The 19092-nt window shown below is 62.4% G+C and carries 24 protein-coding genes; 14 read left to right on the forward strand and 10 right to left on the reverse strand.

The genetic code is table 11. The features are described 5' to 3' along the window. Window positions 1–28: 28 nt before the first annotated feature. Window positions 29–238, reverse strand: coding sequence for a cold-shock protein (locus NAO55_RS18790; protein ID WP_003282211.1), 210 nt, complete (start codon window positions 236–238; stop codon window positions 29–31). A 327-nt stretch (window positions 239–565) separates the two neighbouring features. On the opposite strand from NAO55_RS18790, the gene dcd reads away from it, so the two are divergent. Further along, window positions 566–1132, forward strand: coding sequence for a dCTP deaminase (dcd, locus tag NAO55_RS18795; protein WP_063541187.1), 567 nt, complete (start codon window positions 566–568; stop codon window positions 1130–1132). Window positions 1133–1205: 73 nt separating this feature from the next. Here the strand turns inward: dcd and NAO55_RS18800 are convergent, their stop codons facing one another. The 5 genes from NAO55_RS18800 to napE are packed head-to-tail and all read right to left on the reverse strand — an operon-like array spanning window position 1206 to window position 5310. Further along, a complete protein-coding gene (locus tag NAO55_RS18800) occupies window positions 1206–1802 on the reverse strand; it encodes a cytochrome c3 family protein (protein WP_063541188.1) in 597 nt (198 codons plus the stop codon). Window positions 1803–1812: 10 nt separating this feature from the next. Beyond that, window positions 1813–2301 (reverse strand): nitrate reductase cytochrome c-type subunit, encoded by a 489-nt coding sequence (locus tag NAO55_RS18805; protein WP_102840719.1) that lies wholly within the window; start codon window positions 2299–2301, stop codon window positions 1813–1815. An 11-nt stretch (window positions 2302–2312) separates the two neighbouring features. After that, entirely contained in the window at window positions 2313–4817 is a 2505-nt protein-coding gene (gene napA, locus NAO55_RS18810; protein WP_102840720.1) for a nitrate reductase catalytic subunit NapA, read from the reverse strand. After that, window positions 4817–5071 (reverse strand): chaperone NapD, encoded by a 255-nt coding sequence (locus NAO55_RS18815; protein WP_014819701.1) that lies wholly within the window; start codon window positions 5069–5071, stop codon window positions 4817–4819. Before NAO55_RS18815 ends, napA begins: the two co-directional genes overlap by 1 nt. A gap of 59 nt (window positions 5072–5130) precedes the next feature. Then, entirely contained in the window at window positions 5131–5310 is a 180-nt protein-coding gene (gene napE / locus NAO55_RS18820; RefSeq protein WP_014819702.1) for a periplasmic nitrate reductase, NapE protein, read from the reverse strand. A gap of 192 nt (window positions 5311–5502) precedes the next feature. Between napE and NAO55_RS18825 the strand changes: the two genes are divergently transcribed. Next, window positions 5503–6681: an MFS transporter gene (locus NAO55_RS18825; protein WP_102840721.1), complete on the forward strand. Its 1179-nt coding sequence runs from the start codon at window positions 5503–5505 to the stop codon at window positions 6679–6681. Window positions 6682–6696: 15 nt separating this feature from the next. Here the strand turns inward: NAO55_RS18825 and NAO55_RS18830 are convergent, their stop codons facing one another. The 4 genes from NAO55_RS18830 to NAO55_RS18845 all read right to left on the reverse strand — a co-directional run bounded on the left by NAO55_RS18830 (window position 6697) and on the right by NAO55_RS18845 (window position 9470). Further along, a complete protein-coding gene (locus NAO55_RS18830; protein WP_063541194.1) occupies window positions 6697–7191 on the reverse strand; it encodes a SprT family zinc-dependent metalloprotease in 495 nt (164 codons plus the stop codon). Between the two features lie 62 nt (window positions 7192–7253). Next, a complete protein-coding gene (locus tag NAO55_RS18835) occupies window positions 7254–7955 on the reverse strand; it encodes a Yip1 family protein (RefSeq protein WP_102840722.1) in 702 nt (233 codons plus the stop codon). A 182-nt stretch (window positions 7956–8137) separates the two neighbouring features. Further along, window positions 8138–8737, reverse strand: a complete 600-nt coding sequence (locus NAO55_RS18840; protein WP_063541196.1) for a Yip1 family protein — start codon at window positions 8735–8737, stop codon at window positions 8138–8140. A 139-nt stretch (window positions 8738–8876) separates the two neighbouring features. Next, window positions 8877–9470, reverse strand: coding sequence for a DNA-J related domain-containing protein (locus tag NAO55_RS18845; RefSeq protein WP_102840723.1), 594 nt, complete (start codon window positions 9468–9470; stop codon window positions 8877–8879). A 133-nt stretch (window positions 9471–9603) separates the two neighbouring features. Between NAO55_RS18845 and ttcA the strand changes: the two genes are divergently transcribed. The 12 genes from ttcA (at window position 9604) to NAO55_RS18905 (ending at window position 19069) form a co-directional block, all read left to right on the forward strand. After that, a complete protein-coding gene (gene ttcA, locus NAO55_RS18850) occupies window positions 9604–10428 on the forward strand; it encodes a tRNA 2-thiocytidine(32) synthetase TtcA (protein WP_102840724.1) in 825 nt (274 codons plus the stop codon). Between the two features lie 493 nt (window positions 10429–10921). Next, a complete protein-coding gene (locus NAO55_RS18855) occupies window positions 10922–11998 on the forward strand; it encodes a 3-deoxy-7-phosphoheptulonate synthase (RefSeq protein WP_102840725.1) in 1077 nt (358 codons plus the stop codon). Between the two features lie 205 nt (window positions 11999–12203). After that, window positions 12204–12875: a DNA-3-methyladenine glycosylase I gene (locus tag NAO55_RS18860; RefSeq protein ID WP_102840726.1), complete on the forward strand. Its 672-nt coding sequence runs from the start codon at window positions 12204–12206 to the stop codon at window positions 12873–12875. Window positions 12876–12933: 58 nt separating this feature from the next. Continuing rightward, window positions 12934–13299, forward strand: a complete 366-nt coding sequence (locus NAO55_RS18865) for a DUF2946 domain-containing protein (protein ID WP_102840727.1) — start codon at window positions 12934–12936, stop codon at window positions 13297–13299. Between the two features lie 106 nt (window positions 13300–13405). Then, the gene (locus tag NAO55_RS18870; protein WP_102840728.1) at window positions 13406–13960 is read left to right on the forward strand and encodes a putative natural product biosynthesis protein; all 555 of its coding nucleotides are present in this window, start codon (window positions 13406–13408) and stop codon (window positions 13958–13960) included. 328 nt (window positions 13961–14288) lie between these two features. Then, complete coding sequence (gene cydP, locus NAO55_RS18875) at window positions 14289–14468, forward strand: cytochrome oxidase putative small subunit CydP (protein ID WP_063541311.1); 180 nt, start codon at window positions 14289–14291, stop codon at window positions 14466–14468. After that, a complete protein-coding gene (locus NAO55_RS18880) occupies window positions 14465–16105 on the forward strand; it encodes a cytochrome ubiquinol oxidase subunit I (RefSeq protein ID WP_102840729.1) in 1641 nt (546 codons plus the stop codon). Before cydP ends, NAO55_RS18880 begins: the two co-directional genes overlap by 4 nt. A gap of 10 nt (window positions 16106–16115) precedes the next feature. Then, window positions 16116–17258, forward strand: coding sequence for a cytochrome d ubiquinol oxidase subunit II (cydB, locus tag NAO55_RS18885; protein WP_102840730.1), 1143 nt, complete (start codon window positions 16116–16118; stop codon window positions 17256–17258). Between the two features lie 47 nt (window positions 17259–17305). After that, window positions 17306–17410 (forward strand): cytochrome bd-I oxidase subunit CydX, encoded by a 105-nt coding sequence (cydX, locus tag NAO55_RS18890; protein ID WP_003292563.1) that lies wholly within the window; start codon window positions 17306–17308, stop codon window positions 17408–17410. Next, entirely contained in the window at window positions 17407–17700 is a 294-nt protein-coding gene (locus NAO55_RS18895; protein WP_102840731.1) for a cyd operon YbgE family protein, read from the forward strand. The genes cydX and NAO55_RS18895 overlap by 4 nt, the downstream gene beginning before the upstream one ends. A gap of 91 nt (window positions 17701–17791) precedes the next feature. Further along, window positions 17792–18253 (forward strand): group II truncated hemoglobin, encoded by a 462-nt coding sequence (locus tag NAO55_RS18900; RefSeq protein ID WP_102840732.1) that lies wholly within the window; start codon window positions 17792–17794, stop codon window positions 18251–18253. Between the two features lie 183 nt (window positions 18254–18436). Next, window positions 18437–19069, forward strand: coding sequence for a C40 family peptidase (locus NAO55_RS18905; RefSeq protein WP_102840733.1), 633 nt, complete (start codon window positions 18437–18439; stop codon window positions 19067–19069). Window positions 19070–19092: the final 23 nt, after the last annotated feature.

Below are 19092 nucleotides of genomic sequence, written 5' to 3' on the forward strand. Positions count from 1 at the left end.
AGCGGGGCTTTTTCAGAGAAGCCTCAGGTTAGATAACCTGAACTTCCTCAGCTTGCATGCCTTTCTGGCCGCGGGTAGCGACGAAGGAGACTTGCTGGCCTTCTTTCAGGCTCTTGAAGCCGTCACCCTGAATGGCACGGAAGTGTACGAAGAGGTCGTCACCGGATTGCGGAGTGATGAAGCCGAAGCCTTTCTCATCGTTGAACCACTTAACGGTACCGGTTTGGCGATTGGACATTTGATGTCTCCTTGAACCAAGTTTTGAAGAATAAAGTGCGGGCTAAAAGGCCCGAACATCACTGTGTGCAAGGAGATAGGAGTCGTATCGATATTTGGATCGAAATCTAAACATGTAGCGATTCACGGTGACACATGCAGCAGCAGCCCAGTAACAATACCGTTTTTCTGGAGCAAAGCGAGCTTTATTTTGGATTTCTTCGCCGAGTGGCTGCTGCTGGCTGTGACAGCCGTTGCGGCGCGCCAGTAGCCAGGCTTTGAACACCCGCGCCAGGCTCGGTAAGATGCGCCTCTTCGCAGGCCCATTAACCTATTCAGGACGCCAGCCATGAGCATCAAATCGGACAAGTGGATTCGCCGCATGGCCCAGGAGCACGGCATGATCGAGCCCTACGTCGAGCGCCAGGTGCGCACTGAGGGCAATGACCGGCTGATTTCCTACGGCGTCTCCAGCTACGGTTACGACGTGCGCTGCGCCGACGAATTCAAGGTCTTCACCAACATCAATTCGGCGACGGTGGACCCGAAGAACTTCGACGAAAAGAGCTTTGTCGACATCAAGAGCGATGTCTGCATCATCCCGCCGAACTCCTTCGCCCTGGCCCGCACCGTCGAGTACTTCCGCATTCCGCGCAACGTGCTGACCATCTGCTTGGGCAAGAGCACCTATGCGCGCTGCGGCATCATCGTCAACGTCACGCCGCTCGAGCCGGAGTGGGAAGGGCATGTGACCCTGGAGTTTTCCAACACCACCACGCTGCCCGCCAAGATCTACGCCAATGAAGGCGTGGCGCAGATGCTGTTCCTCGAATCGGACGAAGAGTGTGAAGTCTCGTACCGGGACCGTGGCGGCAAGTACCAGGGCCAGCGCGGAGTGACCCTACCCAAGGCGTGACACCGCAGCGATAGCTGATCGACAAAAGCCCTGACATCCGTTCAGGGCTTTTTCGTTATGGCGCGAGTTCGGGTTACCAGCCTGGTACGCCCTGCATGTCTGGTAACTTGTGTGCGATCCCTTTGTGGCAATCGATGCACGTCGCTTCGCCACTGGCCAGTGCGGTGGAGTGGAATTCGGCAGCACGCTTGCCCTGCCGGGTGAAATCCATGAAGTCGAAATCGTGGCAGTTTCGGCACTCCAGAGAATCGTTGGCCTTCAAGCGTGCCCACTCATGCTCGGCCAGCTCGCGACGCTTTTCGAGGAATTTCTCGCGGGTATTGATGGTGCCGAAGATCTTGCCCCAGACCTCCTTTGACGCCTGCATCTTGCGCGCGATCTTGTCGGTCCACTCGTGCGGTACGTGGCAGTCCGGACAGGTGGCGCGTACGCCGGAACGGTTGCTGTAGTGAATGGTGTCCTTGATCTCGACGTAGACGTTGCTCTCCATCTCGTGACAGGAAATGCAGAACGCTTCGGTGTTGGTGGCCTCCAGCGCCGTATTGAAACCACCCCAGAAGATGATCCCGGCGATAAAGCCGCCTAGCGTTAGCGCGCCGAGGCTGTAGTGAACACTGGGACGGCGTAGGACGGCCCAGTAGCGTTTGAAGAACGACTTGATCGACTTCATCCAGGCCCCCTCAGTTTCCGTTGGTCGATGGTGAGGTTTCCCGGTAGAGCAACTCATCGATGTTCTTGAAGCGGTTCTCCACCAGCGGTTTCACATCCTGCTGCGGCACGTGGCACTGCGTGCAGAAGTAACGCCGTGGCGCCACTGCGGCGAGGGTCTGCTGATCGCGGTCGGTGTAGTGGGTGATGCTGATCATCGGCGCCTGGGCGCGGGCGCTGTTCGCTCGGCTGTGGCAGGTCAGGCATTTGTTGGCGTTCTTGTCCACGTGATAGCCGCGGATGCTGTGTGGAATGGTCGGTGGCTGCTCCGGATAGTTGCGCTCGCGGCGTATGTCCTTGTTTTCCTCGTCATGTAGAGGGGGAGGCGTGAACTCCCGAGTGATGGTGCCACCCGGGCGGCGGCCATCGGGCGCGGGGGCATCCAGGGGGTAGTTGGTTTCGGCAGCGATGGCAAGGCCGAACACCGCGAGCAGAGTCAGCGGCAGTAGGCGGAATTTCATGGCGGCTCTCCTCAGGCGATGCTGACCACTTCGATCTTCACGGCGCATTTCTTGTAGTCGGTCTGTTTGGAGATGGGGTCGGTGGCATCCAACGTGACCTTGTTGATCAGCTTGTTGGCATCGAAGAACGGCACGAATACCAGCCCCATCGGCGGCTTGTTGCGGCCGCGCGTCTCGACCCGGCCCTGCATTTCGCCGCGCCGGCTGACCACCTTGACCACACTGCCGCGGCGCACGTTGAGCTTGCGCGCGTCCTCGGGGTGCATGTAGACGAGCGCGTCCGGCACCGCCTTGTGCAGCTCGTCGACCCGCTGCGTCATGCTGCCGGTGTGCCAATGCTCGAGCACCCGCCCGGTGCTGAGCCAGAACGGATAGTCCTCATCCGGTACCTCCGCGGGCACCTCGTAGGGGAGCGCGAAGATGATCGCTTTCTTATCGGCGTTGCCATAGAACTGCACGCCGCTGCCGGTTTCGACATAGGGGTCGTAGCCCTCGCGGTAGCGCCACTGGGTTTCCTTGCCGTCCACCACGGGCCAGCGCAGGCCGCGTTCGCGGTGATAGACGTCGAATGCCGCCAGATCGTGCCCATGGTCACGGCCGAACTCAGCGTATTCCTCGAACAAGCCCTTCTGCAGATAGAAACCGAAGGCTTCTGCTTCCTGGTTCCGGTATCCCTCGGCAATCTCGCTGGCTGGGAAGCCGTCCACCTGGCCGTTGCGAAACAGCACATCGAACAGCGTCTTGTCCTTGAGCGCTGGCGCCTTGGCGACCAGCTCTGCTGGCCACACCTCGTCGACGCGGAAGCGCTTGGAAAACTCCACCAGCTGCCAGAGGTCCGAGCGCGCCTCGCCGGGTGCGCTGACCAGCTGGTGCCAGAACTGCGTACGGCGCTCGGCATTGCCGTAGGCGCCTTCCTTTTCCACCCACATGGCGCTGGGCAGGATGAGGTCGGCGGCCTGGGCAGAGACGGTGGGGTAGACGTCCGAAACGATCACGAAGGTTTCCGGGTTGCGCCATCCCGGCAGGATCTCCTGCATCACATTGGGGCCGGCCTGCATGTTGTTGGTCACCTGTGTCCAGTACACCTTCAGCACGCCGTCCTTGAGCTTGCGGCTCTGGTCGACGGCGTGGAAGCCGGGTTTCTCCTGAATGGTCCCCGGAGGCAGCTTCCAAATCTTTTCGGCTGTGGCGCGGTGTTTGGGGTTGGTCACGGCCATGTCCGCCGGCAGGCGGTGGGAGAAGGTGCCAACCTCGCGTGCGGTGCCGCAGGCCGACGGCTGGCCGGTGAGCGAGAAGGGGCTATTGCCCGGCTCGCTGATCTTTCCTGTGAGCAGATGGATGTTGTAGATCATGTTGTTCGCCCAGACACCGCGGGTGTGCTGGTTGAAACCCATGGTCCAGAAGGACATCACCTTGACCTTGGGATCGGCGTACAGCTCGGCCAGGGCCTTCAGACGTTCGGCCGGTACACCCGATTCCTTGGTGGCGTGCTCCAGGGTGTAGGGTTTGAGGAACTCGACGTAGTCCTCGTAACCGATGTCGGTCCAGGTGTTCGCGACCGCGGCATTCTCGGCCTTGAGTTCCAGCGGATCGGTCGGACGCAGGCCGTAGCCGATGTTGGTCGCGCCCTTGGCGAACTTGGTGTGCTTCTCGACGAAGTCCTTGTTCACCGCACCGCTCTGGATGATGTGGTTGGCGATGTAGTTGAGGATCACCAGGTCGGTCTGCGGATTGAAGATCATCGGGATGTCGGCCAGCTCGAAGCTGCGATGCTCGAACGTCGACATGACCGCCACCTTGACGTGCGGCGCGCTGAGGCGACGATCCGTCACGCGGGTCCAGAGCACCGGGTGCATCTCCGCCATGTTCGAGCCCCAGAGCACAAACGCGTCGGCCGCTTCGATGTCCTCGTAGCAGCCCATGGGTTCGTCCATGCCAAAGGTGCGCATGAAACCAAACGCTGCCGAGGCCATGCAGTGACGTGCATTGGGGTCGATGTTGTTCGAGCGGAAACCGGCCTTCATCAACTTGTTCGCCGCGTAGCCTTCCCAGATCGTCCACTGCCCCGAGCCGAACATGCCGATGGCTTCCGGGCCACCCTGCTTGAGCGCCGCCTTGTACTTTTCCTCCATGATGTCGAAGGCCTGTTCCCAGCTGACGGGCTGGAACTCGCCCTGCTTGTCGAACTTGCCGTCCTTCATGCGTAGCAGCGGTTGGGTCAGGCGATCCGAGCCGTACATGATCTTCGACAGGAAGTAGCCCTTGACGCAGTTGATGCCGCGGTTCACTTCCGCCTTGACGTCGCCATGGGTGGCGACGACGCGGCCCTCTCGAGTCGCCACCATGACGCCGCAGCCGGTGCCGCAGAAGCGGCAAGGGGCCTTGTCCCATTTCAGATTGGTGGCGTCCGCTTCGGTAATCAGGTTGCTTGCGCTGGAAGCGATCGGCATGCCGGCCACGGTTGCGGCGATGGCCGCAGCGTTGGCTTTAGCGAATTGGCGTCGGGTAAGGCTCATCAGGCGTCTCCTTCGAGGAGTTCTTCGTGATAGATCAATGCGGCATTGAGCACGCCGGGCAATTGCTGGATATGGTCGATCGAGGCAAGGATGCGTGATTCGTGCTCGGCTTCCAGCACCACCACCAGCTTGCCGCTGGCATTCTCCTGGTGCATTTCCAGGCCGGGTAACAGTTGCAGGTTGGCTTTTACCGCGGCCAGCCATTCGGGGCGGCAGTGCACCAGCAGGCTGGCGATATGCAGAGGGTGTCCCATCAGTGATTCCGTTTCCGTTGGCAGCAGGGCGCAGGCCCGGTTAGATCGGCAGGGGCGGCTTAAGCCGGACCTGGCGGCCCGAAGATCATCTGCACGATCCAGACGATGAAACCGTAACCACTGACCAGCGCGACGCTGAGGATGGGAAACAGGAAGACGATCAGGAATATGAAGAGGCGGGTTTCGTCCCGCTTGATCGAGGTATCCGCGGGGCGGGTGTCATTCGGCGTTACTGTCATTGTTCTACTCCGACAGGCATATAGGGAGTCTAGTCACAGACCAGCATAGGGCAATATTCGTTTCGGTTCTTTGCGGTGGCTTGGGGTTAGGCCGATCAGCGGACCGCTTTTCTGTCCGGCAAGCGGCAGAGCGAACAGCCGTGCTAGCCTGCGCGGCTTTTTCTCAGGTCAGCACATGAGACGAGGGCGCCGATGATCGCCGAACACGCACACCTATCAAGAGGCACGCCAGCCTACCGGCGCGCCACGTTTGCACTCTTCTGCGCTGGCTTCGCCACGTTCGCATTGCTGTATTGCATTCAGCCGTTGCTGCCCATGCTCGCCGCGCATTTCTCCGTATCGGCTGCCAGCAGCAGTCTGGCGTTGTCGCTGACGACGCTGTCGCTCGCCGTCTGTCTGCTGATCTCGGGTGCGCTTGCCGAAAGCTGGGGACGCAAGCCGGTGATGGCCGCGGCGCTCGGTCTGGCCAGCCTGCTCGGGCTGGCCAGCGTACTGGTCGATTCCTGGCAACTATTGCTGGCGCTGCGCGCGCTACTCGGGCTGGCACTCAGTGGATTGCCGGCACTGGCGATGGCTTACGTCGGCGAGGAGTTCGAGCCCGAGTCGCTGCCTGCCGCAATGGGCCTGTATATCGGCGGCACGGCGCTGGGCGGGATGCTTGGGCGATTGCTCTCCGGCCTGCTGAGCGATCTGGGTGGCTGGCAGCTGGCACTCGGCGGGATTGCCTCGCTGGGGCTGCTCGCCCTGGTCCTGTTTGTGTGGCTGCTGCCGGCGTCTCGCCATTTCAAGGCACAGGCGCTCTCGCCGCGCGGTCTGCTGGCGAACTTCCGCATGCATCTGGGGAATCCGATCCTGCGGGTTCTGTTCCTGCAGGGCTTCCTGCTCATGGGAGGCTTCGTCGCGCTATTCAACTACATCGGGTTTCGGCTGGCCGGCGCGCCGTTCGGCCTTTCCTCGACCTTCATCGGCCTGCTGTTCGTGGTCTACCTGGCCGGAATTTTCAGTGCCGGATGGGCGGGGCGCCTGGTCCCGCGTTTCGGTGCGCGCCGGGTGCTGCGTGGCGGCGTCGCGCTCATGCTGCTTGGCGTGGGGCTATGCGCAACGCCCTGGCTGGTCAGCATCGTCGTCGGTCTCGGGGTTTTCACGCTCGGTTTCTTCGCAGCGCATGCTGTTGCCAGCGGACAGGTGGGCGGCCATGCGCGAGGTGCCCGTGCGCAGGCCTCGGCGCTCTATCTGTGTGCCTATTACCTGGGCTCGAGTGTCGTGGGCTATGGTGCAGGCTACGTCTGGGATCATGCCGGCTGGCTGCCATTGATGGCATTGCTGGCGGCGTTGTTCGTCATTGCCGGTTGGCGAGCTCGAGCGCTCTGATCGGGTGCGAAGTCTTCATTCGCGGCGCTGTTCACCGGTGAACGACAGCGTCGTCTTGCAGCGCCGGCAATAATAGCGCCGGCCTTTGCCAACCAGCGCGTGGCGCTGAGCGGTGAAGGTGAAATCCTGGTCCGGGCAGCTGCAGCGGTAAACATAACGGGTGGCGGGCCGTCGATGCACAGCGTAGTTATGGCAGCGATCCGCTGGCAGCTCGTATACGCCACGCATGATCAGCTGCCATTCCTCGCCATGTGGCTGAATACGCGCGCCGAACATCTGGTGAGCGACGAGATGGGCCACTTCATGCGCCACCGTCTGACGCAGAAAGTGGTCGGCATTCTCCCGGTACAGCTGTTCGTTGAAACGCAGCAGATTCTGCTGAAGGTGGGCCACGCCGGCCTTCTGCCCACGCAGCTTCAGGCTTACTTCAGGGCGAGGGAAGCGGCGCTTGAAAAACTGCTCGGCCAGCGTGTAGCAGGCTTCGACACGGGCATTTAGACGCTCGGGCATTGGGCAACTCCCTGGGAGCGCCGCATTATGCCAAAGCGTCTACCCGCCGAGCAGCTCGTTCGTCAGTCGTTCGGTCGTTCGTTGAATCGGCGTTCGTTGTCCACGCCACCCGGTTCGTCCTGCGGACGATTCTCCTCGAAGCCGTAGCTCTGGTTCTGCGGGGTATCGCGTTCATAGGTCGGGTCGAGCGCGAGCATCCAGAACAGGATCATCGGCACCTTCAGATTGACCAGTACCAGCAGGCCGACGCCCCAGGTACTGGCACCGTAGAGGAAGGTGTTGCGGTTGTTGATGCGCATGAAGGTCGGCAGGCCGACGAACAGCAGATAGGTTGAATACGCGCCCGCCGCCACCAGCACCAGGATGGCGATCCAGCGTGTCGGGTAGAGCGCACCGAGGCCGGCCAGGAAGAATGGCGTGATGACATAGGCGATGAAGCCCACGCACTGGTTGAAGGTCGGTCGTGCATCGAAGGAGCGAGACATCCAGCGCAGGAAGAACCCCATGATGAAGGTGCCGACCACGATGGTGATGTAGATCAGCGCACTCAGCTGAAACGCGCTGCGCGTATCGAGCCAGATCCGCTCGTTCTCCACCAGGCTCCAGCCCACGTAACGGGTGCCGATGAACATGCAGACCGCTGGCAGCAAGGCCCAGAGCAACAGATGGACAAGGTAGTTGGAGCTGTTCTTTTCCTCGTCGCGGCGGATATCTGCCCACGCCTGATCGGGGCGGGTGAGCAATGTCATGAAGTGCGGGATCATACGGGTCTCCGTCTGCCTTGAGAGCCGCCCGACCTATAGCTCCGGCGGCGATATGGCTTTAGAACGGTCGAGGCGCCGAGGGTTTCCCTTGATGAGTGCAGACCTTTTGCCGCACGTGAGCCGTGAGGGTTTCAGGACGCAAAAAAGGCCGCCCGCAGGCGGCCTCGTGACGACGGGATGGCTCAGCGAACGTAAACCGGGCCGATGCCCATCCCCCAGGTGATCACCGAAATGGCGATGATTGCCACCAGCACGACCAGCCCCACGGCCAGTACCGAACTGGAGAACATGAAGCCCTCGTCTTCGGGGATGTTCATGAATTTAGGCAGCCCCACATACAGCAGGTAGGCCGTGTAACAGACCGCCGCCGTACCCACGAGCATGCCCAGCCACAGATGCGGATAAAGCCCGGCCAGACCGCCGATGAACAACGGTGTCGCGGTATACGCAGCGAAGACGATGCACTGGGTGAGGGTTGGGCTGGCATCATAGGTCCGCGCCATCCAATGAATGAAGCCGCCCATGACGGCGACGCCGGCGAGCATCGCGAAGTAGGAAAGTATCGCAAGCTGCATGCAACTGGCCTGCGTCAGCTTGACCGGCTCTCCACCGCCGATGCTCCAACCCACCTGGGTCGCGCCGATATAGGCCGAGACAGCGGGTATCGCTGCCAGCACCAGTACATGGGTGAGATACATGTGGCTGACGGTTTCTTCCTCGCCACGTATCTCGTTCCACTCCTGCCCGGGATGGGCGAACAAACCCCAAACGTGATTGATCATGCCAGCGTCTCCTCTGTTTTGGAGGGTCGCTTCGCCTGGCGGTCGTCATCGGAGGACGGCGCGTGCGACCTTATGTCGCAGTATAGGAATGCGGCTCGCGGATGCATCCGCAGCATTAGAGCGTTTCGAAGCTATGCGGTCAGTGGTAATAGCGCGCGAGTATTTCCATGGCCAGGTTGATCGACTGCAAGCGCTGAGTGCTCCCGCCGCGATCCGGGTGATGCAGGCTGACCAGTTGGCGGTAGCGATGCTTGATCAGTTCCAGCGTCAGTGGCTGGGACGAGCGGTCCAGCTCGAACAGCTCGAGCGCCGCGCGCTTCTCGTCGCTGCCCTGCATGCGCGTCCAGAAACTCGCCAGCAGGCGCTCTACGTCGTCCTCGTCGGTATCCCGCAGGTTGCTCAGGTCAAGGTAGTACTCGCGCAGCGCGTCCTGTTCGGTGAGCCCGGCACTGGCCGCCGAATAGGGCAGCAATTGCACATGCAATGGATTGATCTGCAGATGGCCGCTGGCCTCGGCCCAGAGTCGGTCGCGCAGCAGGTACAGTGCGTTGAACACTAGGAAATGCGTGCGAAATAGCACCAGTTTGTCGGTCAGCGGCAAATTGGGCACGTGCGTGCTGTGGCGCCGCTTGAGCTGTTGGATCAGCTCGTACTCGCTGCGGCCCTCGGGCTTTTCCTGCAACAGAATGAGCAGGTGGTCTGGCAGATCCAGTGCGGGGGAGAGGTCGTCCATCGGCCGAGACTAGCACAGGGCCAGCGGAGGAGGGCCGGGGCTGGTTCACATCGGCCACACGGCGAACGGGCTGCGGTTGGAGCTGCTTTGCGCGTAAAATGCGCAGTTTTCGCATCTCACCCGGACACCTGACATGGGCAACCTCTCGGTCAACCAGAACAAACTGCAGAAGCGCCTGCGCCGCCTAGCCGGCGAGGCCGTCACCGACTTCAACATGATCGAGGATGGCGACAAGGTCATGGTCTGCCTGTCCGGCGGCAAGGACAGCTACACCATGCTCGACGTGCTGCTCTATCTGCAGAAGGTCGCGCCGATCAGGTTCGAGGTGGTCGCCGTGAATATGGACCAGAAGCAGCCAGGCTTCCCCGAACACGTGTTGCCCGAATACCTGAAGTCCATCGGCGTCGAATACCACATCATCGAGAAGGACACCTACTCGGTGGTGAAGGAGAAGATTCCGGAAGGCAAGACCACCTGCTCGCTGTGCTCACGGCTGCGCCGCGGCACGCTTTACACCTTCGCCGATGAGATCGGCGCGACGAAGATGGCGCTCGGTCACCACCGCGACGACATCCTGGAGACCTTCTTCCTCAACATGTTCTACGGCGGCACGCTGAAGGCCATGCCGCCCAAGCTGCTCTCCGACGATGGCCGCAACGTGGTGATCCGTCCGCTCGCCTACTGCAACGAGGCGGACATCGAGGCCTATTCGAAGATGAAGGAGTTCCCGATCATCCCTTGCAACCTCTGCGGCTCGCAGGAGAACTTGCAGCGTCAGGTGGTCAAGGAAATGTTGCAGGAGTGGGAGCGCAAGTCGCCGGGGCGCACCGAGATCATGTTCCGCGCGCTGCAGAACGTGGTGCCTTCGCAGCTGGCCGACCGCAACTTGTTCGACTTCAAGAGCCTGCGCATCGACGACAGCGCCACGCCGCGCTTTGTCGATGTGATGAGCCTGTAATCGGGCGCACCCGGCCGAGCCCGCCACTTTCTTTTGCCGTGCCGGTTGAAAGCCGCAGTCCCGGCAGAGTATGGTTCGGTCATCTTCTGGAGATCAGCATGTCCCTGAACCCTGTAGCCCTGAACGTTGTCGATGCCGGTGCCATTCGCGCCGTGTTCGCTCGTGGGCAGCAGGTTGCAGCCGCTGGTTATTACTTTGGGTATTGGTTTAGCCACAGGCGCGCCTGATACCCCACAGGCGCCCTAGCAAGCAGGGTCGCCACCAGAGCAGTTTTCGAACCCCCGGTCGGCCACCCGACCGGGGGTTTTGTTTTTTTCGGCCACGCGATGGCCCAACGCAACGAGGAACACGCCATGACCACTTACCGTACCGACCGTTATTACCGCTACGACTGGCGATTTAGCCGCTTCGACGCCCAGCAGACCTCACGCGAACGAACACCCGACTAGCGCTGACGCGGACCACCCGCGTCGGCAGAAGGAACCGCCAGATCATGAATGCATCCGCCACCGTACTTGCCAGCCACACCCCGACCATCGCCGAAACCCTTTCGGTCCGCCGCAGCGCGCAGCCGCTGCCCAGTCCCGCAGTATTGCGCCAGCGTCTGCCCTTGAGCGACGCCCTTGCCGCACGCATCCAGAACGACCGCAACGCCATCCGCGCCGTGCTCGACGGTCGCGATCCGCGCCTGCTGGTCGTCGTCGGGCCCTGTTCCCTGCACGATCCTGTCGCCGCGCTCGAGTACGCCGAGCGTATCGCCGCCCTTGCTTCCGAAGTCAACGATCAGCTGCTGCTGGTGATGCGCGCCTATGTGGAGAAGCCGCGCACCACCGTCGGCTGGAAAGGCTTGGTCTACGATCCGCATCTGGACGGCAGCGGCAACATGGCCGAGGGGCTGCACCTGTCGCGCCGCCTGATGCTGGATATTCTCGAAACCGGTCTGCCGATCGCCACCGAGCTGCTGCAGCCGCTGGCTGCCGGATACTTCGACGATCTGCTCGGCTGGGCCGCGATTGGTGCGCGCACCAGCGAGTCGCAGATCCATCGCGAGCTGGTCAGCGGGCTGGACCTGCCGGTGGGCTTCAAGAACGGCACCGATGGCGGCCTCGGCATCGCTTGCGACGCCATGCGTTCGGCCGAGCATCCACACCAGCATTTCGGCATCGACGATCTCGGCCATCCGGCAATGCTGCACACCCGCGGCAATCCGGATACCCATCTGATCCTGCGTGGCGGCCACGGAGCACCCAACTACGATGCGGCCAGTGTCGCTGCTGCCCGTCGCGCGCTGGAAAAACAGGGGATCGCCCCGCGCATCATGGTCGATTGCAGTCACGCCAACAGTGGCAAGGACCCACTGCGTCAGCCCGCAGTGCTGGAGTCGGTGATCGAACAGCGCCTGGCTGGCGACAGGAGCCTGCGTGGCGTCATGCTCGAAAGCCACCTGTTCGATGGATGCCAGCCGCTGTCCGATGAATTGCGCTACGGCGTGTCGATCACCGACGGCTGCCTGGGTTGGACGGCGACCGAACAGATGCTACGTCTGGCGGCGCAGCGGCTGCAGGTCTGAGCCGGCTCGCACGCGAGCGACGTTCTGCTCGCAGGGTGGACAACGCGAAGCGTGTCCACCGTCTGCGCGCCTGGTGGCAGGGTAAATAAGACGCGCACCAAGCGGTGCAGCCCGACCGCTGCCGCCCAACTGCGTCGGCGGCGGACTTGCGAGGCGGGCTCGTCATCGGCACCCTGTGCCGCTGCCGTCACATCGGATCCGAACCATGCACGACTACAAATGGCTGCACGAATATTGCCTCAACCGCTTCGGCTCGGCCGCGGCATTGGAAGCGCGCTTGCCGCAACCGCGCAGCGCCGATGAGCTGCGCGGCGTTTCCGATGACCGCTACCTCTCGCTGATCAGCCTGCGCATCTTCCGCGCCGGGCTCAAGCACAGTCTGGTCGACGCCAAGTGGCCGGCGTTCGAGCAGGCGTTCTTCGGCTTCGATCCGGAAAAGGTGGTGCTGATGGGCGGCGAGCACATCGAGCGGCTGATGCAGGACACTCGACTGATCCGCCATCTGGGCAAGCTCAAGAGCGTGCCGCGCAATGCTCAGTTCGTCCTCGACGTGGCAAAGGAGCGAGGCGGCTTCGGCAACCTGCTGGCGGACTGGTCGAGCAGCGACATCGTCGGCCTGTGGCGCTACCTGGCCAAGCATGGCAGCCAGCTCGGCGGCCTGTCGGCGCCACGCCTGTTGCGCATGGCCGGCAAGGACACCTTCATTCCAAGCAATGACGTAGTGGCAGCGCTCAAGGCACAAGAAATCGTCGACAAGCTGCCCAGCAGTCAGCGCGACCAGGCTGCGGTGCAGGCTGCCTTCAACCAGTGGCAGGCCGAGAGTGGCCGCCCGCTCTGTCAGCTTTCGGCGATGCTGGCCTTCACTGTGAACCACTGAGAACGCTGCGACGGTTTGGCACAGCGCTGCGCGAATAGGCGCGGTGTAGAGTTCAAACATGACCATCGTCAAAGACAAACGTGCGCAGATCGTATGGGTGCTTCTGGCCTGCATCCTGCTCAATGTCTTTGTCTGCAGCCTGAATCATGCGACGCACGTGGGGTTCGAGCTGGCCATGGGGCAGGATGCATTCTGCTTCAGTGACGAAACTCCAGCGGGGGCGAAGGCACCTGCTACAGACGTGCATGAACTGGCCGAGCATGCCTTCGACTGCCCGCTATGCGGTCTGAGCCTGCTGGCCATCGTGGTGCTCTTCGCCCTCGGCTGGCTCGGCCGCCGAACGGCCAAGCTGCAGCCACGGCCAGCGCCGCATCTTGGCGGCCCTCGGTACCACTGGCCGGCGCTGAACCCCCGCGCGCCCTGAATTCCCCTGACTGATGCCTTTCACCGCTCCCGCCGCAGCGTGCTGCCTGCGGGGCGGATACGCGTCGGAGCCTTCCGACGGCACGGTCAACACAGGGGATTTCACCATGACCATGATGGAAAGATTCGCCCGCGCCGACAGCCGCGTCAGCTATCGGCTGCCATTTCCGGATTACCCGAGCAATGCCCGCAGCTTCGTTCATCTGGATGCCAAGCTGCTGCCTTACTGGCACGCCTTGTTCGATGTCTGCCCGCGCCTGCTCAAACTGGACCCACCCGATGGGCTGGGGATCTTCCGCCAGTTCATGACCTGGGCCTATGGCTGCCAGCTCGCCCTCGACTGGACATTCCACCTTAGCGTCTGCCGCTGGTTGCTGGCCTCCGACTATCGCGAGCTGATCGAGCCGGAACAGATCGAAACCATGATGATCGCTGCCGCGGCCCGCTGGGTCGCCAGCGATGACAGCCCGGCAATCGGCGTCGTGCTGGGCTGGCAGGGTGGTGGTGAACACGTCTTCGACTGGAAAGCGCGTGTGCGGCTGGGCGGCAGGGCCTTGCCAGCAGAAGAGGAGGAGCTGCCGCCCGCGCCATGGGACTTCGCCTGGAGCCCGCTATCCACCACGGCCGGAAACGGTTTTCGCCGCTGGTTGCGCGTGCCGTGAGCGCGACAGGACGCCGCATGGCGGTGGTTCGGCATCATGCCGCCTCATATAGCCACCCGGTGCATCTATGCTTTTCAAGCGAGGCGGCCGGAGAGGCGCAGCGGCCTCGCGCAGGTGAGGCAGGCTGTCGCAGTTGTGGCGGCAGGGGAGCGGCTGGACACTTTGCCTGCCCCGAGCCCGAGCACTGCTTCCACGGGTGGGTCCGGGGCACGGCGATTGAGCCTGGACTGCTGCGTTCAGGTTTCGGCCCCCGACCCCAACGGGGGCCTTCAATCGCAGCATGCTGCCTTGGCGCGATGCGCCTCGGCAGGCGAGCAAGGAGGTAGGCATGTTCAAGTCATCGCTCAGGCGGGACATCGTGCTGGTGCTGCTGGTCAAGGTCGCGATCCTCATAACCATAAAAAACATCTGGTTCGATGCTCCCAGCATTCCCGAAAACGGTTCGGTGCGTGTCGCCGAACATTTGCTTGATAAACGGGATGCCAATCCCGAGGGAGGGCCGAGATGATCTCGGAAAGCGTTGTAGATCTGTCACGCCTGCAATTCGCCATGACGGCGATGTATCACTTCATTTTCGTGCCGCTGACCCTGGGTCTGGCGTTCCTGCTTGCCATCATGGAGTCGGTCTATGTGATGACCGGCAAGCAGGTCTACAAGGACATGACCAAGTTCTGGGGCAAGCTGTTCGGCATCAACTTCGCCCTCGGCGTCACCACCGGACTGACCATGGAGTTCCAGTTCGGCACCAACTGGGCCTACTACAGCCACTACGTCGGGGACATCTTCGGTGCGCCTTTGGCGATCGAAGGGTTGATGGCCTTCTTCCTCGAGTCGACTTTCATCGGGCTGTTCTTCTTCGGCTGGGATCGCCTGTCCAAGGTGCAGCACCTGGCGGTTACCTGGCTGGTAGCGCTGGGCTCGAATCTTTCGGCGCTGTGGATCCTGATCGCCAACGGCTGGATGCAGAATCCGGTGGGTTCGGAGTTCAGCTTCGAGACCATGCGCATGGAGCTGGTGGATTTTGGCGCGCTGCTGTTCAACCCGGTGGCACAGGTCAAGTTCGTCCACACCGTGTCGGCCGGCTACGTCACCGGGGCGATCTTCGTGCTGGCGATCTCCAGCTACTACCTGCTGAAGAAGCGTGACCTGGGCTTCGCCCGCCGCTCGTTCGCCATTGCCGCAGTGTTCGGCCTGGCGTCGACCATCTCGGTGATCATCCTTGGCGACGAATCCGGCTACGAGATCGGTGACGTGCAGAAGGTCAAGCTGGCGGCCATCGAGGCCGAGTGGGATACCCATCCGGCGCCGGCAGGCTTCACCCTGTTCGGCCTGCCCAATCAGGACGAGATGCGCACCGACTATGAGGTGAAGATCCCTTACGTGCTGGGGCTGATCGCCACGCGTTCGGTGGATGAGGAGGTCAAGGGGATCAAACAACTGGTTGCCGAACACGAGTTGCGCATCCGCAACGGCATGCTCGCCTATGAGCGCCTGCAGATGCTGCGTACCGGCGACAAGTCGCCCGAAGCCATCGCCGCCTTCAACGAGGTCAAGCAGGACCTCGGCTACGGCCTGCTGCTGAAGAAGTACACCGCCAACGTGGTGGATGCCACCGATGCGCAGATCAAGCAGGCGGCGCTCGACACCATTCCCAACGTGTTCAGCCTGTTCTGGACCTTCCGCGCGATGGTTTTCTCGGGCTTCCTGATGCTGGTGCTGTTCGCCCTGGCCAGCTGGGCATCGATCAAGCGCAATGCCGAGAACAAGCCCTGGTTGTTGAAGTTCGCGCTGTTCAGCCTGCCGCTGCCCTGGATCGCCGCGCAGACCGGCTGGTATGTCGCCGAGCATGGTCGTCAGCCCTGGTCCATTGCCGAAGTGCTGCCGACCCATCTCTCCACTTCGACACTCGCGGCCGGCGATATCTGGGGCTCGCTGATCGCCCTGGTCGCCTTCTACAGCCTGCTGCTGGTGATCGAGATGTTCCTGATGATCCGCTTCGCGCGGCTCGGCCCGAGCAGCCTGCATACCGGCCGCTATCACTTCGAGCTGGAGGCTGCGGCCGCCAATCAGGTGCAACGGTTGCGCGAAGCGGTTACCACCCCGGCGCCCGCCAAGGACCCTCTCACCGAACCGACCGCCATGTGAGGTAAACGAGATGTTCGACTACGAGGTTCTCAAGCTGGTCTGGTGGGTGCTGATCGGTGTGCTGCTGATCGGCTTCGCCCTGACCGATGGCTTCGACATGGGCGCCATGGCGCTGATGCCCTTCGTCGGCAAGACCGACAACGAGCGGCGTGTGGCGATCAACACCATCGCCCCGCATTGGGACGGCAATCAGGTGTGGTTCATCACCGCCGGTGGCGCCTTGTTCGCCGCCTGGCCGATGGTCTACGCGGTGGCTTTCTCCGGCCTGTACTGGGCCATGCTGCTGGTGCTGTTCGCGCTGTTCTGCCGGCCGGTGGGCTTCGACTACCGCAGCAAGGTGGAGGACCCGCGCTGGCGCAGTGCCTGGGACTGGGCGCTGTTCGTCGGCGGTGCGGTGCCGGCGCTGGTGTTCGGCGTGGCCTTCGGCAACCTGTTTCTCGGACTGCCATTCCAGCTCGACGAGCTGATGCGTTCGACCTACCACGGCTCGTTCTTCGCATTGCTCAACCCGTTCGCGCTGCTCTGTGGTGTGGTCAGCCTGAGCATGCTCAGTGCTCACGGCGGTGCCTGGCTGATGCTGCGTACCGATGGTGACCTGGCCGAGCGCTCGCGGCAGGCAACGCGCCTCTGCGTGCTGGTGTTCCTGTTCGGCTTCGTTGCCGCCGGGGCATGGCTGGCGCTGGGAATCCAGGGCTTCAGCCAGCTTTCGGTGACCGATCCGGGGGCAGCGCTCAATCCGCTGCTGGACAAGCAGGTGGCCCAGGACAACGTCGGCTGGCTGGCCAACTACTCGCGCTATCCGATCACCCTGATCGCACCGGCGGCAGGCATCGTCGGCGCATTGCTCGCGCTGCTGGGTTCCACTCGCAACAGCGGTGGCGTGAGTTTCCTCGGCACCAGCCTGATGATCGTTGGCAGCATCTGCACTGCGGGCTTTGCGCTGTTCCCCTTCGTCTTTCCGTCGAGCCTCGACCCGGCCTCCAGCCTCACCCTCTGGGATGCGGTGTCGAGTCACAAGACGCTGGGCATCATGTTTGTCGTGGCTTGCATCTTCGTACCGCTGATCCTCTGCTACACGCTGTGGAGCTACATCCGCATGTGGGGGCGCCTCAACCAGAAGACCATCGAAGCCAACCCTCACGGCCTTTATTGAACGAGCAGGTGGGCGGATGTCGCCCACCGTGCCAAGGAGATCAGACTATGTGGTACTTCACCTGGATTCTCGGCGTATTGCTGGCCTGCAGCTTCGGCATCATCAATGCCCTGTGGCTCGAGGCCACGCAGGACCTGGACGCAGAGCCTTGATCGGGCTGACCGGCGGGCGGCTGTATGGCGCAGCCGCTCGCACGCTCTCCCTGTTGCTGGCCGGGCCGCTGGCGCTGGTTCTGCTGATTCACCCGGCGGCCATGCTGGACGGGCAGGGCGGCTACAGCCATCCGCAATTGATGTTCGTGATGTGGGGCATCTCTGCAGGCTTCATCCATGGTGTCGGCTTCGTGCCCAGGCACGGAGCCTGGCGCCTGTTGTTCCATCCCTTGCTCGGCTGGTCTCTGATGGGGTTGGGCTATCTGATTCTCTGGCAGGCGCAGCGCTAGCGCGCCACTTCAATCGACCCGCTTGTCGCGATTTCCGAACGCGCCGGCGGCCTGCCTGTGGCCGCTACGGTTTTCTTCAAGGAGCAATGTCTTGAACGCTTCCATCGAACCAACCCCTTATCAGGAACTGGGCGGTGACGAACCGCTACGGCGCCTGGTCGACCGCTTCTATGATCTGATGCTGTGCGAACCCGATGTAGCCGAAGTGCGTGACATGCATGGCAGCGATACCACGCAGATCCGGGAGCGACTGTTCGATTTCCTTTCCGGGTGGCTTGGCGGCCCCTCTCGTTTCATCGAGAAGCATGGCCACCCGCGGTTGCGTTTTCGCCACCGCTTTTTCCGCATCGGCGTGCTCGAGCGCGACCAATGGATGTTCTGCATGCACAAGGCGCTGGCCGAAACCCCCATGGGCGGTGACTTGCGCGTCCGGCTCGAGCAGGCGATGGCGGACATGGCCGATGCCCTGCGCAACGATTCGCATGATGCGCACGGCTGCGGTGCCGGCGGTTGCGCAAGCGCGCCGGAGCACGCCGGGCAGTGCGGATGCTAATCAGCCCGGATAGTGCTCTCGCGGCCGACGCAACCGAGATCAAGCGGCTTCGTCGGCCGCAGGCGGGTCGCGCAGACGTTTTGTCGCAGGGGATTCGTCACAATTCGTCCGATTGAAATTGATCATCGAAGCGATAGAAGGCATAGTCGCCGGCACTTTGGAATCAATGACACGGCCGTGCCCATGCGCCAACGCTTCGCACCCCTCGTGCCTCTCGCACTCATCGCCCTGCTGACCGCCTGCGCCGGCCAGCCCGTACAGACCGAGCAGCAGATCGAATCGCCTCGGCTGTCGCACAATCATCCTCTTGCAGACTTCGACTTCGCTGCCCTCGAAAAGAGTGAAGAGCAGTCGTTGGCCGAACTGACCGACGAACACGACTACCAGCTGCCGCAGCTGGCCGACAGCATCCTCGAGCGCGGCTTCACCCTGGTCGGTACCCCGTATCGCTACGGTGGCAGTTCGGTGAAGAGCGGATTCGACTGCAGCGGCTTCGTCGGTTTTCTGTTCCGCAAGGAAGCCGGGCTCGAGCTGCCGCGTTCCACCCGCGAGCTGATCAACCTCGACGCACCGGCGGTCAAGCGCAGTGAGCTCGAGCCGGGCGATGTGGTGTTCTTCAACAACCGCGGCCGTGGCCGAGTCAGCCACGCCGGTATCTACATCGGCGACGACCAGTTCATCCACGCCTCCAGCAGCCGCAGCGGCGGTGTGCGCGTCGACAGCCTGGACGACAAGTACTGGCGCGCCAGTTACATGGAAGCCAAGCGCGTGCTCGCCCTGGCTTCGGATCTGGTTCCGCACACGGCCCATCACTGATCCCGCGACCTGCGGGGGTTGCG

The sequence above is a fragment of the Stutzerimonas frequens genome (assembly GCF_024448335.1).
Classification (GTDB): domain Bacteria; phylum Pseudomonadota; class Gammaproteobacteria; order Pseudomonadales; family Pseudomonadaceae; genus Stutzerimonas; species Stutzerimonas frequens.